Origin of the sequence: Streptomyces sp. NBC_01276, from assembly GCF_041435355.1 — a bacterium.
GTDB lineage: Bacteria > Actinomycetota > Actinomycetes > Streptomycetales > Streptomycetaceae > Streptomyces.
Window position 1 is genome coordinate 1,317,059 of the sequence record NZ_CP108442.1, and the last position, 16,646, is coordinate 1,333,704.

Annotated in this window: 14 protein-coding genes; 10 read left to right on the forward strand and 4 right to left on the reverse strand. The window is 71.0% G+C overall.

The window, feature by feature from the left end; translation table 11 throughout:
• The first annotated feature begins 3 nt into the window (after positions 1–3).
• The 7 genes from OG295_RS05500 (at position 4) to OG295_RS05530 (ending at position 7,904) form a co-directional block, all read left to right on the forward strand.
• A complete protein-coding gene (locus OG295_RS05500; protein ID WP_030155134.1) occupies positions 4–516 on the forward strand; it encodes a MaoC family dehydratase in 513 nt (170 codons plus the stop codon).
• A gap of 2 nt (positions 517–518) precedes the next feature.
• The gene (locus OG295_RS05505; protein WP_030235019.1) at positions 519–1,724 is read left to right on the forward strand and encodes an acyl-CoA dehydrogenase family protein; all 1,206 of its coding nucleotides are present in this window, start codon (positions 519–521) and stop codon (positions 1,722–1,724) included.
• Between the two features lie 186 nt (positions 1,725–1,910).
• Positions 1,911–2,567: a phosphatidylserine decarboxylase gene (locus OG295_RS05510; RefSeq protein WP_030235022.1), complete on the forward strand. Its 657-nt coding sequence runs from the start codon at positions 1,911–1,913 to the stop codon at positions 2,565–2,567.
• Complete coding sequence (gene pssA, locus OG295_RS05515) at positions 2,554–3,414, forward strand: CDP-diacylglycerol--serine O-phosphatidyltransferase (RefSeq protein ID WP_199922199.1); 861 nt, start codon at positions 2,554–2,556, stop codon at positions 3,412–3,414. The genes OG295_RS05510 and pssA overlap by 14 nt, the downstream gene beginning before the upstream one ends.
• A gap of 174 nt (positions 3,415–3,588) precedes the next feature.
• Positions 3,589–5,808 (forward strand): caspase family protein, encoded by a 2,220-nt coding sequence (locus tag OG295_RS05520; RefSeq protein WP_371675823.1) that lies wholly within the window; start codon positions 3,589–3,591, stop codon positions 5,806–5,808.
• A gap of 83 nt (positions 5,809–5,891) precedes the next feature.
• A complete protein-coding gene (locus OG295_RS05525; protein ID WP_371675824.1) occupies positions 5,892–7,367 on the forward strand; it encodes an AlkA N-terminal domain-containing protein in 1,476 nt (491 codons plus the stop codon).
• A 12-nt stretch (positions 7,368–7,379) separates the two neighbouring features.
• Positions 7,380–7,904: a methylated-DNA--[protein]-cysteine S-methyltransferase gene (locus OG295_RS05530; RefSeq protein ID WP_371675825.1), complete on the forward strand. Its 525-nt coding sequence runs from the start codon at positions 7,380–7,382 to the stop codon at positions 7,902–7,904.
• Positions 7,905–7,922: 18 nt separating this feature from the next.
• On the opposite strand, the gene OG295_RS05535 is transcribed toward OG295_RS05530, so the two are convergent.
• The 3 genes from OG295_RS05535 to OG295_RS05545 form a co-directional block, all read right to left on the reverse strand.
• Positions 7,923–8,351, reverse strand: a complete 429-nt coding sequence (locus tag OG295_RS05535) for a hypothetical protein (RefSeq protein ID WP_266843702.1) — start codon at positions 8,349–8,351, stop codon at positions 7,923–7,925.
• A gap of 61 nt (positions 8,352–8,412) precedes the next feature.
• On the reverse strand, positions 8,413–8,913 hold the full coding sequence (locus tag OG295_RS05540; protein WP_266843700.1) for an NUDIX hydrolase: 501 nt from the start codon (positions 8,911–8,913) through the stop codon (positions 8,413–8,415).
• 50 nt (positions 8,914–8,963) lie between these two features.
• Positions 8,964–10,682, reverse strand: coding sequence for a BCCT family transporter (locus tag OG295_RS05545; RefSeq protein ID WP_371675826.1), 1,719 nt, complete (start codon positions 10,680–10,682; stop codon positions 8,964–8,966).
• A 144-nt stretch (positions 10,683–10,826) separates the two neighbouring features.
• Here OG295_RS05545 and OG295_RS05550 point away from each other — a divergent pair, with 144 nt between their 5' ends.
• Positions 10,827–11,975, forward strand: a complete 1,149-nt coding sequence (locus tag OG295_RS05550) for a glycerate kinase (protein ID WP_371675827.1) — start codon at positions 10,827–10,829, stop codon at positions 11,973–11,975.
• A gap of 135 nt (positions 11,976–12,110) precedes the next feature.
• On the opposite strand, the gene OG295_RS05555 is transcribed toward OG295_RS05550, so the two are convergent.
• The gene (locus OG295_RS05555) at positions 12,111–12,713 is read right to left on the reverse strand and encodes a cysteine hydrolase family protein (RefSeq protein WP_371675828.1); all 603 of its coding nucleotides are present in this window, start codon (positions 12,711–12,713) and stop codon (positions 12,111–12,113) included.
• A 113-nt stretch (positions 12,714–12,826) separates the two neighbouring features.
• On the opposite strand from OG295_RS05555, the gene OG295_RS05560 reads away from it, so the two are divergent.
• Both OG295_RS05560 and OG295_RS05565 read left to right on the forward strand, forming a co-directional pair.
• Positions 12,827–13,834, forward strand: coding sequence for a GlxA family transcriptional regulator (locus tag OG295_RS05560; protein WP_371675829.1), 1,008 nt, complete (start codon positions 12,827–12,829; stop codon positions 13,832–13,834).
• On the forward strand, positions 13,831–16,638 hold the full coding sequence (locus OG295_RS05565) for a SpoIIE family protein phosphatase (RefSeq protein ID WP_371675830.1): 2,808 nt from the start codon (positions 13,831–13,833) through the stop codon (positions 16,636–16,638). Before OG295_RS05560 ends, OG295_RS05565 begins: the two co-directional genes overlap by 4 nt.
• Positions 16,639–16,646: the final 8 nt, after the last annotated feature.

A 16,646-nucleotide genomic window follows, 5' to 3' on the forward strand; every position in this document is an offset into this window, starting at 1 on the left:
CCGATGCAGTTCGGACGCACCTACGAAGAGTTCGAGGTCGGCGCGGTCTACAAGCACTGGCCAGGAAAGACGGTCACGGAGTACGACGACCACCTCTTCTGCCTGCTGACCATGAACCACCACCCGCTGCACATGGACAGCAACTACGCCGAGAACACCACGGACTTCGGCAAGAACGTGGTCGTCGGCAACTACATCTACTCCCTGCTGCTGGGCATGTCCGTGCCGGACGTCTCCGGGAAGGCCATCGCCAACCTGGAGATCGAGTCCCTGCGGCACGTGGCGCCGACCTTCCACGGCGACACGATCTACGGCGAGACCACGGTCCTCGACAAGACCCCGTCGAAGTCGAAGAACGACCGCGGGATCGTCTACGTCGAGACCAAGGGCTACAAGCAGGACGGCACCCTCGTCTGCGTCTTCCGGCGCAAGGTGATGGTCCCGACCGAGACGTACATCAAGGAGCGCGGCGGCGAGCAGCCCGGCCGCCCGCAGCTGAAGGAACAGGGGAAGTAGCCATGGCCCGACTCGCCCAGACCGCCGGGCTCACGGACGTCCAGCGGGAGATCCTGAAGACGGTCCGCGAGTTCGTCGACAAGGAGATCATCCCGGTCGCGACCGAGCTGGAGCACCGCGACGAGTACCCGCAGCAGATCGTCGACGGTCTCAAGGAGCTCGGCCTGTTCGGCCTGATGATCCCCGAGGAGTACGGCGGCCTGGGTGAGTCGTTGCTCACCTACGCGCTGTGCGTCGAGGAGATAGCGCGGGGCTGGATGTCCGTCTCGGGCATCATCAACACCCACTTCATCGTGGCGTACATGCTCAAGCAGCACGGCACGCAGGAGCAGAAGGACCACTTCCTCCCGCGGATGGCGCTGGGCGAGGTCCGGGGCGCGTTCTCGATGTCCGAGCCGGGTCTGGGCTCGGACGTGTCGGCCATCACGTCCAAGGCGGTGAAGGACGGCGACGAGTACGTCCTGAACGGCCAGAAGATGTGGCTGACGAACGGCGGCACGTCCACGCTGGTGGCCGTCCTGGTCCGGAGTGACGAAGGACACCCCGAGGGCACCGCGCCCCACAAGTCGATGACCACCTTCCTCGTGGAGAAGGAGCCGGGCTTCGGAGAGGTCCGTCCGGGCCTGACGATTCCGGGCAAGATCGACAAGATGGGCTACAAGGGCGTCGACACGACCGAGCTCATCATGGACGGACTGCGCATTCCGGCCAATCGCGTCCTCGGCGGCCAGACGGGCCGAGGGTTTTACCAAATGATGGACGGGGTCGAGGTCGGCCGCGTCAACGTGGCGGCCCGTGGCTGCGGCGTCGCTCAGCGTGCGTTCGAGCTGGGTGTCTCCTATGCCCAGCAACGTCACACTTTCGGCAAGGCGATCGCCGAGCACCAGGCCATCCAGTTCAAGCTGGCCGAGATGGCTACCAAGGTCGAAGCCGCCCATGCCATGATGGTCAATGCAGCACGCAAAAAGGACTCCGGGGAACGAAACGACCTCGAAGCCGGGATGGCGAAGTACCTCGCCTCCGAATACTGCAAGGAGGTCGTGGAGGATGCCTTCCGCATCCACGGCGGCTACGGATTCTCGAAGGAGTACGAGATCGAGCGCCTCTACCGCGAGGCGCCGATGCTGCTGATCGGCGAAGGTACCGCCGAGATCCAGAAAATGATCATCGGGCGACGCCTGCTTGAGGAGTACCGGACCCAGGGCTGAAAGTCCCTTTTGCGGTGAATCGCCCAGCGATTCACCGCGAAAGAGTCACTAGCAGTCACGGGTCGGGGGTCATCGACTCGGCTTCTGGCTTGCCCAGTTGTTGCGCGCAACCGATAGCATTCCAGTAAAGCCGCCGTCCCGTCCCCCCGTTTGCGGCGCGGCAATCACCCGCTACGAAGGTCATCCATGCCCCACAGCCAAACCTCTGCACCTCGCGTCGGCCTCCTCGGTGGACGTCTCGCACGCGGAGCATCGCCGTGGCTTCTGCCGACCGTCGCCACCGCGGCCCTCAGCCTCACCCGGGCGCGCAAGTCCGGACGCTGGGCCGCGGCGGCCGTGCCCGCCACCGCGCTCGCGGCGGGCATGCTGTGGTTCTTCCGCGACCCCGAGCGTGAGATCACCGAGGGCCGCGTCATCTCGCCCGCCGACGGTGTGGTGCAGAGCATCATGCCGTGGAAGGACGGGCGCACTCGCGTCGCGATCTTCATGAGCCCGCTGAACGTCCACGTCAACCGCGCGCCCCTCGCGGGCACGGTGACGTCCGTGGAGCACATCCCCGGCGGGTTCGTCCCGGCGTTCAACAAGGAGAGCGAAAACAACGAGCGCGTCGTCTGGCACTTCGACACCGAGCTCGGCGACATCGAGATGGTGCAGATCGCCGGCGCCGTCGCGCGTCGCATCGTCCCGTACCTGCCGGCCGGCACCAAGGTGGAGCAGGGCGAACGCATCGGTCTGATCCGCTTCGGCTCGCGCGTCGACATCTACCTCCCCGAGGGTGTCGAGGTCGCGGTCGAGGTCGGTCAGGCCACCACCGCGGGGGTGACCCGAATTGACCGTGACTGACCCTGAGACCCCTGCCACCGGCTGGGTTCCCGAGCGCGCCGAGGAGGAGTCCGCCGAAGACGACATGCCGCTCTCGCTGCGGCTGTCGATAGCGGACACCCTCACCCTCGGTAACGCGACCTGCGGATTCATGGCGGTGTACTTCACCACCACCGGAATCCTCATCCCGCACCTCACCGGCAGCGGCGAGTCGGGCATGGCCCGGCACAGCGCGGCGACCGCGGTGATACTGATGCTCCTCGCGGCGGTCTTCGACCTCTTCGACGGCATCGTCGCCCGGAAGCTGCGCAGCTCGCCGATGGGCGCGGAGCTCGACAACCTGTCCGACCTGATCAGCTTCGGTCTGGCGCCGGCGTACTTCGTGCTCGTCTACGGCATGGTCGCCGACGACGCGCACCAGAAGATGTCGGCACTGGCGGCGATCGTGGTGCTGCTGGCGGTGGTCCTGCGGCTGGCGAGATTCAGCTGCGTGACCATGAAGGACGGCATGTTCCAGGGCATGCCCAGCCCCTTCGGCGCCCTGACGGTCGTCTCGATCGTGCTGCTGGAGCTGCCGTTCGTGCCGACGCTGCTGGCGATCATCGGGGTGGCCTGGCTGATGGTGAGCCGGGTCGAGTACCCCAAGCCGCGGGGTGTCCTCGCGGCGGCGATGCTCAGCTGGATCGTCGGTGCCATGGGGCTGCTGGCCGCCTGGGCGTTCGACGCCCCGGGTGGGCAGCTCCTGCTCCAGACGGGCTGCGCGCTGCAGATCGCTCTGGCGGCGACCATTCCGCTGTTCGCGACGACCCGTCGCGCGAACACGTTCCGCCACAACCGGCGGGAGGCGCGGGCGGCGCAGCTGCCGTAACGCCGCCGCTCGGCCGTGCGCGCGAGACCCCGGACGCCCTGAGGCGCCCGGGGTCTCCTCGTATATGCGTCCCCACGGATTGCCCCGCTCCACAGGGTGTGACGATCGGTCTCGCAGTGTCTAGCATGTCGCTGCACAGCGTGAACACAGACCCGTCCAGGTTGAGGAATCAATGTGAACAAGGCCGTGATCGTGGGGATCGACCGCTACCTGGAGGCCCCGTTAGCAGGGTGCGTCAACGATGCGAGGGACATGGCGACCTGCCTCTCCTTCCCTGAGTTCGACTTCGACTGCAAGCTGCTGGTCGATTCGCAGGCCACCCGCAGCAACATCGTCCGCTCCTTATCGGAACTCGCCTATGGCGAGGAGGAGGGCGATACCCTGCTCTTCTACTTCGCCGGACATGGTGCGGTACTCGGACAGGCAGGGCACCTCGTCACCTACGACGGGGAGGCCTACGACCTCGGCATCCCGCTGAGCCAGCTAGGTCAGCTGATGGAGTCAGCGAGCCACCGCTTCAAGCACGTGATCACCGTGCTCGACTGCTGTCATTCAGGGTCGGCCTTCACCTGGACGAGCAGTCGACCCCTCCAGGCTGGGGACATTGAGCGTGAGGTACCCGCCGTCAATGAGAGCCGGTGCATCCTGGCCGCTTGCCGCCCTGAACAGAAGGCGTTGGAGTTCTCCGGACGGGGCGTCTTCACCAGCGCCCTGACGGAGGCCGTGATGGGGTCTGCCGTGAACTGGAGCGGCGAGGTCACACTTCTGGGAGTGTACGAGTATGTGGCCGCCGTGGTATCCGAGGCCATCCAGACCCCCGTCTTCAAGGGCGACATCGCCGGCACGGTCGTCCTCGGAAGGGGCTTTCCGCCCCGGGAGGGCCCTCCCATCGGCAAGGACGAGCTCGCGCACAACCTCGCCAAGGCCCACTCCCTGGTGGACGAATACCACTACCTCCAGTTGAGCCAGCTGTCTGAACGTAACGTACGACTCAAATACGGCGCCAAGCACTGTTCAGCCCAGCTGGTTCCTCTGGTCAAGTGGTTCGACGACACCGAGAAGGCCCTGCCGGACGTCAAGCGGAATCCCGACTGGCAGTCGCTCATGTCCCGAGTCCGGGAGTTCCGCAAGAATCTCGGAGATCTCAGCGTCGGCGAAGAGACCCGGTTCGGTCGTGTCGTTCGCCCCCTGGGCCACGGCGGCTACGGTCATGTGTGGCTACTGGAGGACCCGGATGGCAGGTCATACGCCATGAAGGTCTTCCACGGAAACGAACTGGATGACGAGGTGAAGGTACGCCGCTTCGCCAATGGCTACCACAACATGCGGAAGCTCGCCCATCCACACATCGTGAGGGTGCACGAGATGATCTCGGCGCCCTACGGCTTCCTCATGGACGCCATCCCAGGCGACAACCTCCGCAAGGCGTACATCAACCGCGAGGAACCTGAAGCGGTCCTTCAGCTGATGATCGACGTCTGCGAGACAGTCCGTCACGCCCACTCACAGCAAGTGCGGCACCGCGACATCAAGCCGGAAAACATCATCGCCACGTACGACGGCGAGACAGGCCGACTCCAGCCCTACCTGACCGACTTCGACCTCGCGTACCACGAAACCAATCGCACCGTCACCACCAACATCGGGGTGGGGGGAGTGATCAACTACGCAGCACCGGAACAGCTGTTCGAGCCCAATGCCAAAACCGCCCGCAGTGAAACCGTGGACGTCTTCAGTCTGGCCCAGCTGATGTTCTTCGTGATCACCGGCCGGGACCCCAGCGGCGAGAACTTCGCAAAAAACGTCGAGATCCTCACCCGCGAGCTCGGCCAATGGATCGACGACCGGGCCGCTGACGCCCTGATCGGACTCTACCGAGAGGCGACTGACAAAAACCCCAGCCAGCGCCCGGAGAACGTCGGACTTTTCGTCAGCGTCCTACGTGAGGCGGAGTCCATCATCCAGATGGCCAGCGGTACGGACTCCGTGCCGGAGCAGGACCTCTGCCGACGGATCGGACACCTATACGCCGGCATGAACGAGTATGCCGCCAGCGAGGGTGAGTGCCGGATGAACAGCCGGTCCCGCCAGGTGGAGATCGTCGTTCGGATCAAGAACTTCACAAGCTTGGGGCGGGCGTCTCTTGAGATCGAGCTTTCGGTTACCTCCGGGATCCCCGTTCCCTCACTCACCTCCGGCAAGTCCGCCCGCCAGTCGATAAACCTGCGCCTCGACCGCATCGTGGGGAAGCTGCCGGGGGTACGGCGCAGCGCAGGGAACAAGGGCGCCTACCAGTGCTTCCTGGGAGTGGAGGACGTCACCCTCGACGTGGCCGGGGTCAACCGCGTGGTGGAGGTGATCTCGCAGACAGTGGCTGGCATCGAGCAGTGGTGAGGATGAGCTGACAGCACGGCCCACGTAACCTTGATGTCGGAAAACTGCCAGCCCGGGTCCGGTCCGGACGGGAAGCTGGGGGCATGTACACCGACACCGACCGCTGCGTCAGGGCCGTGCAGTCGAAGGACGCCCGTTTCGACGGGTGGTTCTTCACCGCCGTCCGGACCACCGGGATCTACTGCCGGCCCAGCTGTCCCGCCGTGCCCCCCAAGGTCGAGAACATGAGCTTCCTGCCCAGCGCCGCCGCCTGCCAGCAGGCCGGGTACCGGGCCTGCAAGCGGTGCCGGCCGGACACGAGCCCCGGCTCTCCCGAGTGGAACGCCCGCGCCGACGCCGTGGCCCGGGCCATGCGGCTGATCCAGGACGGGGTGGTCGACCGGGAGGGGGTCACCGGGCTGGCGGCCCGGCTCGGGTACTCCACCCGCCAGGTCGAGCGGCAGCTCGGCGCCGAGCTGGGGGCCGGGCCCCTCTCGCTCGCCCGCGCGCAGCGCGCGCAGACCGCCCGGCTGCTGATCGAGACCTCCGAGCTGCCGATGGGCGACGTCGCGTTCGCCGCCGGGTTCGCCTCCATCCGCAACTTCAACGAGACGGTGCGCGAGGTCTTCGCGCTCACCCCCGGCGAGCTGCGGGCGAGGGCCGCCAAGGCCGGCCGCAGTGAGCCCCGGGTGCCCGGGACGATCAGTCTTCGGCTGCCCTACCGGGCCCCGCTGAACCCCGACAACCTCTTCGGGCACCTGGCCGCCACCGCCGTCCCCGGGGTGGAGGAGTGGCGGGACGGGGCCTACCGGCGGACGCTGCGGCTCCCGTACGGCACCGGGGTGGTCGCGCTCACGCCGGGTCCCGAGCACATCGGCTGCCGGCTGGCCCTGACCGACCTGCGGGACCTGACCATCGCCATCAGCCGCTGCCGCTGGATGCTGGACCTGGACGCCGACCCGGAGGCCGTGGACGACCAGCTCCGCACCGATCCGCTGCTGGCCCCGCTGGTGGACAAGGCGCCCGGGCGGCGGGTTCCGCGCACCGTGGACGCGGCGGAGTTCGCCGTACGGGCGGTGCTGGGCCAGCAGGTGTCCACGGCCGCCGCGCGCACGCACGCGGCCCGCCTGGTGACCGCGTACGGGGAGCCGGTGGAGGATCCGCAGGGCGGGCTGACCCACCTCTTCCCGGCCCCGGAGGCGCTGGCCGGCCTCGACCCGGAGACCCTGTCGATGCCGCGCAGCCGCCGCACCACGCTCACCACCCTGGTCGGGGCGCTGGCGGACGGTTCGCTGCCGCTGGGCATCGACAGCGACTGGGAGGCGGCCCGCGCCGCCCTGAACGCCCTGCCCGGTTTCGGGCCGTGGACCACCGAGATCATCGCGATGCGGGCGCTGGGCGACCCGGACGCGTTCCTGCCGTCCGACCTGGGGGTCCGGCGGGCCGCCCGGGGGCTGGGGCTGCCGTCCACCCCGGCCGCCCTGACCGACCGGGCGGCCGGGTGGCGGCCCTGGCGGGCGTACGCCGTGCAGTACCTGTGGGCCACCGAGGACCACGCCATCAACCACCTCCCCGTTTGAGGAGCGGAGCACATGAGCCGAGGAATGAACAGCGCCGCGAGCAGCGCCGTGAGCAGCAGGAAGACCCACACCGAGGTGCAGAGTCCCCTGGGGACCCTGACCCTGGTGGCCACCGACGGGGTGCTCAGTGCCCTGTACATGACCGAGCACCGGCACAGGCCCGGTGAGGAGACCTTCGGGGAGCGGGTGCCGGCCGACGAGGGGCCCTTCCCCGAGGTGGTGCGCGAGCTGACGGCGTACTTCGCCGGGGAGCTGACGGAGTTCACCGTCCCGGTCCACCTGGAGGGCACCCCGTTCCAGCGCAGCGTGTGGGAGCAGCTGCTGCGGATCCCGTACGGCGAGACCTGGTCCTACGGGCGGCTCGCGGCGGAGCTCGGCAAGCCGAACGCCTCGCGGGCGGTGGGTCTGGCCAACGGGAAGAACCCGGTCAGCATCATCGTGCCGTGCCACCGCGTCATCGGCGCCTCGGGCGCGATGACGGGCTACGGCGGCGGCTTGGACCGCAAGGTGCGGCTGCTGGAGCTGGAGGGGCGGTAGGGACGGCTACCGTCGGGGTCAGATGACGGCCAGGGGGACGAGGAGGGCGAAGCCGGCTCCGGCCTCCACCGCGTAGGCGTAGAGGGACGGGTGCTGGACGGGGGCGGCCAGCAGGACGAGGCTCTGCTGGGTGGCGGCGGCGGTCACCCAGTCGCCGTCGGCGCCGAGCCGGCCCTGGTACCAGCCCTCGCAGGCGCCGGGGCCGGTGACGGCGAGCAGGTCGTCCTCGCGGCGGTAGAAGGCCTGCCAGCCCTCGGCGGGAGCGGACCAGCCCTCGAAGTCCTCGAACGGGGCCCAGCCCCCCTCGCGTATCGCGGTGTCGAACAGCCAGACCGGGGTGCCCTCTTCGGTGACCTCGCCCCCCGACTGCTCTTCGGTGGTGAAGTGGACCATGGGGAGGGCGTCGGGACCGTCGGCCGTGCTGGGCCAGGCGTACATCGTGATCATCTGCTGATTCTGTCCTGCTCGCAGTAGGCGCCGTGTTCAACCCCCCGGCCGGGCCGGGGTCTTACGCGGAGTCGGGCCGGCGGCCGTTCTCCAGTTCCACGGTGCCGCCGCCCGATTCCAGGACGCGGCACGCCTCCCGGGCGCGCAGGCCGACCGCTCCGGGGAGGTATTCGGTGAGCCGCTCGGGCTCGACGAGCTTCCAGGAGAGGAGTTCCTCCTCCTGGAGCACGACGGCGTCGAGCCGGTCGGCGTCGAGCACCCCGCCGTCGTAGAGGTAGGCCACCAGGGGCGGGCGGCCGGGTCCCAGGCTCCAGTCGACGGCGAGGAGCCGCCCGAGGGGGACGTCGATGCCGATCTCCTCGGCGCTCTCGCGCCGGGCGGCGGTGCGGGGGGACTCGTTCCGGTCGGACTCGACGGTGCCGCCCGGCAGGGCCCAGCCCTCGCGGTAGTTGGGCTCGACCAGCAGGACCCGGCCCCGCGCGTCGCGGTAGAGGGCGGCGGCCCCGGCCAGCACCCTCGGCAGGCTCGCGATGTAGGCGGCGTAGTCATCGGTGGTGGTCACGCGGCCACCCTAACCGGCCCGCCCGGCACGGGTGCCGGGCGCCCCCGCGATCACCCCTGGGGGTGGCCGCCGTCCTCGCGGTCGCGGCCCTTGGACTCGGCGACGCGCCGCAGCCGGTGGTGGCGGGCGGGGCCCTGTTCGGTGACGGCGTCGCCGACCATCGCCTTGACGGCGTCCCGCATCCCGTGATGGGCGTGGTGGCGGGCGGGGCCGGCGCCGGGGTCCGTCCGGAGTTCCTTCACCAGCGCCCAGCAGAGCAGCATCATGACGATCACGAACGGCAGCGCGACCAGGATGGTCGCGGTCTGCAGGGACTTGAGGCCGCCGGCGACGAGCAGGACGGCGGCCACGCCGGCCATCAGGACGCCCCAGGTGACGACGAGCCAGGTCGGCGGGTGCAGCGAGCCGCGGCTGGTGAGCGAGCCCATGACCAGGGAGGCGGAGTCGGCGCTGGTGACGAAGTACGTCATGACGAGGGCCATCGCCACCCAGGAGGTGACCGTGCCGAGCGGGAGCGCGTCGAGCATCGCGAACAGCGAGGCCTCCGTACCGTCCTTGATCTTGGCCGCGAAGTCGACGACGCCGGTGGAGTCGAGGCGGATGGCGGTGCCGCCCATGACGCAGAACCAGACGACGGTGGCGCCGCTGGGAACCAGGAGCACGCCGATGAGGAACTCGCGGATGGTGCGGCCGCGGGAGATGCGGGCGATGAAGGTGCCGACGAACGGGGCCCAGGAGAGCCACCACGCCCAGTAGAAGATCGTCCAGGCGCCGAGCCACTTGGCGTCGGTGAAGGCGCCGGTGCGGGTGGCCATGGGCACGAGTTCGTGCAGGTAGCCGCCGATGCTGGAGGGGATCACGTCCAGGATGTAGATGGTGGGGCCGAGCACGAAGACGAAGACCATCAGGACCGCGGCGAGCACGATGTTGATGGTGCTCAGCCACTTCACGCCCTTGTGCAGGCCGGAGAAGGCGGAGAGCACGAAGGCCGCCGACAGCGAAGCGATGATGATCAGTTCGACACCGGTGGAGTCCTCGATTCCCGTGGTGATGCTGAGCCCCTTGGAGACCTGGAGCGCGCCGAGGCCGAGGCTGGTGGCGGTGCCGAAGACGGTGGCGAAGACGGCCAGGAGGTCGACGGCCTTCCCGGCCCACCCGTTGGCCCGCTCCTCCCCCATCAGCGGCACGAAGGCGGAGCTGAGCCGGTTGCCGCGGCCCTTGCGGAAGGTCGCGTAGGCGAGGGCGAGGCCGGCGATGCCGTAGATCGCCCAGGGGGTGAGGGTCCAGTGGAAGAAGCTGTACTCCATGGCCGCCAGGGCCGAGGCGCCGCTGCTCGGGGCGGCCCCGGAGGCCGGGGGCGGGATCAGGTAGTGGGTGAGCGGCTCGCCCACCCCGTAGAACATCAGGCCGATGCCCATGCCCGCGCTGAACATCATCGCGATCCACGCGAGGTTGGTGAACTCGGGCTCGGAGTCGTCGGCGCCCAGCCGGATCCGGCCGAAGCGGCTGATGGCGAGGACGACGCACATGACGAGGAACACGTCGGCGGCGATCACGAAGAGCCAGGCGAAGTTGTTCAGCACCCAGGCCAGGGCCGTGCCGGAGGCCGTGTCGAAGGAGCTCCCGCCCAGGGCCGCCCAGGCGACGACGGCGAGCACGGCGACCACCCCCACGGTGACGACGGTGCGGTCGGGCGCGCCGTCCGCCGGGGAGCCGGCCCCCTCTCCCCGGACATCCGGAGGTTGCTGTTCCATCGAATCCGTGCCCATGCGGCCACACTATGCAGGCGTATATCCGTATTTAGGCGCATGGCGCGCCGCATGTGGCCCAGGCCACTCATGGGCATAGGAGGATCCTCCGGATAAGCTCATGGTGGCGCGACTGCACTGTTCGATAGCAAGGGATTAGCAAAGGTGACGGACGGAGCAGTAACTGAGGCCGCGCGCGTGCTCATCGCCGCGGACAAATTCAAGGGCTCGCTCACGGCCGTTCAGGTCGCTGAGCGGGTGACGGCGGGGCTCCGCAGGGCCGTACCGGGCGTGGAGATCGAGACCCTCCCGGTCGCGGACGGCGGCGACGGGACCGTCGCGGCCGCTGTCGCGGCCGGGTTCGAACGCCGGGAGGTACGGGTCACCGGCCCCCTCGGCGACCAGGTCACGGCCGCGTTCGCGTTGCGCGAGGGCACCGCGGTGGTCGAGATGGCGGAGGCCTCCGGCCTCCAGCTGCTGCCCGCGGGCACCTTCGCGGCGCTGACGGCGACCACGTACGGTTCCGGCGAGCTACTCAGGGCCGCGCTGGACGCGGGCGCGCGCTCGATCGTCTTCGGTGTGGGCGGCAGTGCCACCACCGACGGCGGCGCGGGCATGCTGGCCGCGCTGGGCGCGGTGTTCCTGGACGCGAACGGCGAACCGGTCGGTCCGGGCGGCGGCGCGCTGGCCGGCCTGGCCTCCGCGGACCTGTCCGGTATCGACCCCCGCTTCGCGGAGGTGGACTTCGTCCTGGCCAGCGACGTGGACAACCCGCTGACCGGCCCGAAGGGCTGCGCGGCGGTCTACGGCCCGCAGAAGGGCGCCTCGCCCGAGGACGTGGCGACGCTCGACGCGGCGCTGGCGCACTTCGCGGTGGTGCTGGAGAAGTCGATCGGCCCGAAGGCCGCCGAGTGCGCGGTGCTGCCGGGCGCGGGCGGGGCCGGCGGCATCGGCTACGGTGCGCTGCTGCTCGGCGCCACGTTCCGTCCCGGCATCGAGCTGATGCTGGAGGTGCTGGGCTTCGCCCCGGCGCTGGAGCGCGCCACGCTGGTGATCACCGGTGAGGGTTCGCTGGACGAGCAGACCCTGCACGGCAAGGCCCCGGCGGGCGTCGCCGCCGCGGCGCGGGCCGCCGGCAAGCCGGTCGTGGCCGTCTGCGGGCGCCTGCTGCTGACCCAGGAGGCCCTGGAGGGTGCCGGCATCCGCCGGGCCTACCCGCTGACGGACCTGGAGCCCGACCCGGCCAAGTCCATCCCGAACGCCGGTCCCCTGCTGGAGCGGGTCGCGGAGAACATCGCCGCCGACGTGCTCTGAGTTCCTCCCGGAGCGCGGCCCCGAGGCCCGGCACCCCCTTGGCGGGGGTGCCGGGCCTCGGGCGTTACGGAGCCCGCCCTCCCGCGGGGCCGGGTGGCCGGAGGGCGGGGCGCCGGCGCCGTCCCGGAACAGGGGCTACGCGCTGAGCGCGGTGCGGGCCGCGGAGAGCAGGCCGGCCGTGGTCACGACCCGGGCGAAGCCGCCGCCCTGGAGGTTGACGGCGGTGGCGGTGGCCAGCTCGTCGGCGGTCAGGGACAGGCCCGCCGGGCCCGCGAGGTCGAAGGTGTGGGTGGCGTCCAGCGGTACGAGCACGTCGTAGCCGAGGTTCCCGGCCATGCGGGCGGTGGTCTCGACGCACATGTTGGTCTGGATCCCCACGACGACCAGCTGGCCGATGCCCCGTGCCGTCAGCCAGGCCGCCAGGTCGGGGGTCCCGTAGAAGGCCGAGTTGACGGTCTTGGTGATCAGCGGGGAGTCGTGGCGGCGCTCCTCGACGAAGTCCTTGAGGGCGTATCCGGGCCGGTCCGGGGCGAGGACGGAGCCGGTGCGGGCGGAGGCGTGCCGGACGAGGACGACGGGGCGGCCCGACTCCCGCCAGGCGTCCATCAGCGCGGCGATGTTCTCCTCGGCGGCCGGGTTGTTGCGCGGACCCCAGAAGGAGGCGTCGTCGAAGCCCTTCTGGACGTCGATGACGATCAGGGCACTGTCGGGGGCGATCTCGATCGCGGTCTCGTTCATGGCTCCATCGTGGCCGTCGGGCGGGGCGCGCCCCAGCGGCTGCGGGGACCGTGAACGATGGGATCCTGCCAGGCTGGCAGTTCCGTGCACCCCGGTTCTGGCAGAGTTGCCGCATGCACCGCGTCGCGATCGTCGCCCAGCCCGGGATCCGCAGCTTCGACCTCGCCGTCATCACCGAGGTCTGGGGCCCGGACCGCGCCCGGGCCGGGGTACCGCCCTTCGAACTGCGCCGCTGCGCGCTGGAGAGCGGTCCGATCGCGCTGCCCGGCGGGCTCACCCTCACCCCCGACCGGGGCCTCGACTGGCTCGGCGCCGCCGATCTGGTCGTCGTACCGGCCTTGGCGGAGCCCACCGACCCGACGCCCGAGCCGGTGCTGGCCGCGCTGCGGGCGGCGCACGCCCGGGGCGTTCCGGTGGCCGCCCTGTGCGCGGGGGCCTTCGTCCTCGCCGAGGCCGGGCTGCTCGACGGCCGCCGCGCGGTGACCCACTGGTGGCTCGCCCCGCAGCTCGCCGCCCGCCACCCCGAGGTGCTGGTCGAGGAGGCCCCGCTCTACGTGGAGGACGACGGGCTGTGGACCTCCGCCGGGGTGGCCTCCGGCATCGACCTGTGCCTGCACCTGGTGCGCGAGGCCCACGGGTCCGAGGCGGCCGCCGCGATCGCCCGCTCGATGGTGACCGGCCCCTTCCGCACCGGGGACCACGCCCAGTACCTGGACCGGCCCACCCCGTCGGCCGACCGGACGGCCGAGGCGCTGGCCGCCGTACGGGAACGGGCCCTGCGACGGCTGCACGAGCCTCTGGACGTGGCCACGCTGGCGCGGTGGGCGGGCATGTCCCCCCGTTCCTTCGCCCGGCACTTCGCCGCCGCCACCGGGACCACCCCCCACAAATGGCTGCTGCGGCACCGTCTGGACGAGGCCCGCAAGCTGCTGGAACGCACCGACCATCCGGTCCCCGAGGTGGCCCGGCGGGCCGGGTTCGCCAGCGAGGTCACCTTCCGCCAGCACTTCGGCGCCCACGTCGGTGTGAGCCCGCGCGCCTACCGCGCGGCGGCGTCCGCCGCCTCCGCGGTCCCCGCCGCCTCACCCCCGGGCGGCGACAGTGTTAGAAATGGCTCATGACCGCACGTTCGGGTCGGGACGGTGAAGCGCGGCCGGAAAGCCTGCCCGCGCGCCACTCCCTGGGCCGCCGCAGCCTCTCCGGCGAGGTCTTCGTGCTCCAGGCCGTCATCGTGCTGGTGCTGATCACTGCGGCCACGCTCGCCCTGGTGTTCCAGGCCCGCTACGACAGCCGGCAGGACGCCCGTAACCGCGCCCTCGCCGCCGCCGAGGCCTTCGCCCACGCCCCCGGTCTGCCCGCCGCCCTGGCCTCCTCCGACCCGACGGCCTCGCTGGAACCCCTGGCGGAGGGCGCCCGCCGGGGCTCCGGCCTCGACTTCGTCGCCGTCATGACCAAGGACGGCATCCGCTACACCGACTCCCGGCCCGAGCTGATCGGCAAGCGCGCCAAGGGCGACCTCGCCCGCGCGGCGGCCGGACACTCGTTCACGGAAGTCTTCACGGGCCAGCCGAGCGACGCGGTCCGCGCCGTGGTCCCCGTACGCGACGCGCAGGGGAAGGTCGTCGGCCTGGTCGCCACCGGCATCGAGGTGCAGAACGTCGGGCAGGCCCTGAGCGGGCAGTTGCCGCTGCTGCTCGGCGCGGCCGCCGGGGCCCTGCTCCTGGGGACCGCGGGCGCCGCACTGGTCAGCCGGAGGCTGCGGCGCCAGACCCGGGGCCTGGGCGCGGCCGACATGGCCAGGATGAACGAGCACCACGAGGCGGTGCTGCACGCGGTGCGCGAGGGCGTGCTCATCGTCGACGCCGACCACCGGCTGCTGCTCGCCAACGACGAGGCCCGACGGCTGCTGGACCTGCCCCCCGACGCCGAACGGCGGCACGTGGCCGACCTCGGCCTCGACCCGCGCACCACCGAGCTGCTGGTCTCCGGCCGGGTCGCCACCGACGAGGTGCACCTGGCGGGCGACCGGCTCCTGGCCGTCAACGTACGGCCCACCCAGCCCTCCGGCGGACGGCCCTCGGGCAGCGTCATGACCCTGCGCGACACCACTGAGCTCTCGGCGCTCTCCGGCCGCGCCGAGGTGGCCCGGGAGCGGCTCCAGCTGCTCTACGACGCCGGGGTGCGCATCGGGACCACCCTGGACGTGGTGCGCACCGCCGAGGAGCTGTCGGAGGTGGCCGTCCCGCGCTTCGCCGACTTCGTCACCGTCGAGCTGCTGGAGCCGGTGCTGCGCGGGGACGAGCCCTCCCCCGCCTCCGGGGTGCACACCGAGATGCGGCGGGCGGCCATGACCGGGGTCCGCAGCGACCAGCCGCTCCAGCCGGTCGGGGACGTCATCCGCTTCGCGGTGCCGACCGCTCCGATGGCGGCGGCCCTGGACGCCGGGCACGCGGTGCTCGCCGCCGACCTGCACGCCGCCATGGGCTGGCGGGCCCAGGACGCGGCCGGAACCCGGGTCGCCCTCGACTACGGACTCCACTCGCTGATCTCCGTACCGCTCCAGGCGCGGGGCGTGGTCCTCGGCATGGCCAACTTCTGGCGGGCCGCCGACACGCCCGAGGCCTTCGACGAGGAGGACCTGTCCTTCGCCGAGGAGCTGGGGGCACGGGCGGCCGTGTCCATCGACAACGCCCGCCGCTTCACCCGTGAGCACGCCACCGCCGTGACCCTCCAGCGCAGTCTGCTGCCCCGGGTGCTGCCGGACCTGAGCGCGGTGGACGTTGCCTTCCGGTACCTGCCCGCGAAGGCGGGCGTGGGCGGGGACTGGTTCGACGTGATCCCGCTGCCGGGGGCCCGGGTGGCGCTGGTGGTGGGCGACGTCGTGGGGCACGGGGTGCACGCCGCGGCCACGATGGGCCGGCTGCGGACCGCCGTGCACAACTTCTCCACGCTCGACATCCCGCCCGACGAGCTGCTGGGACACCTGGACGAGCTGATCGACCGGATCGACCAGCTGGAGAACGGCAAGCCCGCCGCGGGCGACGGCGGGGACCCCGGCGCGGGCGACGGCCGGGAAGTGGAGGAGACCGCCGGGATCACGGGCGCCACCTGCCTCTACGCGGTGTACGACCCGGTCTCCGGGCAGTGCACGATGGCCAGCGCCGGCCACCCGGGGCCCGCCCTGGTGCATGCCGACGGGCGGGTGGAGTTCCCGGAGCTGCCGGCCGGGCTCCCCCTGGGGGTGGGCGGTATGCCCTTCGAGACGGCGGGGCTGGTGCTGCCCGAGGGGAGCCGGCTCGTGCTGTTCACGGACGGGCTGCTGGAGGACCGCGACCGGGACTTCGACGCCGGGCTGGCGGTGCTCCGGGAGACCCTGGCACAGCCCGGCCGCAGCCCCGAGCAGGCCTGCGCGGACGTCCTGGCGGCGCTGCTGTTCCCTGCGCCGAGCGACGACATCGCGCTGCTGATCGCCGACACCCGGCGGCTGGATGCCGGCCGGATCGCCGAGTGGGACGTGCCGGGCGACCCGGTGGCCGTCTCGCGGGTGCGCCGGGAGGCCTCGGCGCAGCTGGCCGCTTGGGGGATGGAGGAGGTCTCCTTCCCTGCCGAGCTGGTGCTCAGCGAGCTGATCACCAATGCCATCCGGTACGGGAACGAGCCGATCCGGGTCCGGCTGCTGCGGGACCGCAACCTGATCTGCGAGGTGTCCGACAGCAGCAGCACCTCCCCGCACCTGCGGTACGCGACCACCACCGACGAGGGCGGGCGCGGGCTGTTCCTGGTCGCGCAGTACGCCGACCGGTGGGGGACCCGGTACACGGAGCGCGGCAAGGTCATCTGGGCGGAGCTGTCGCCGTCGGACGGCGACGGGCCGCCGCTGCCCGGGGCGCTGGACCTGGACGCGCTGGAGGACCTGGCCTGGTGACGGGGGCG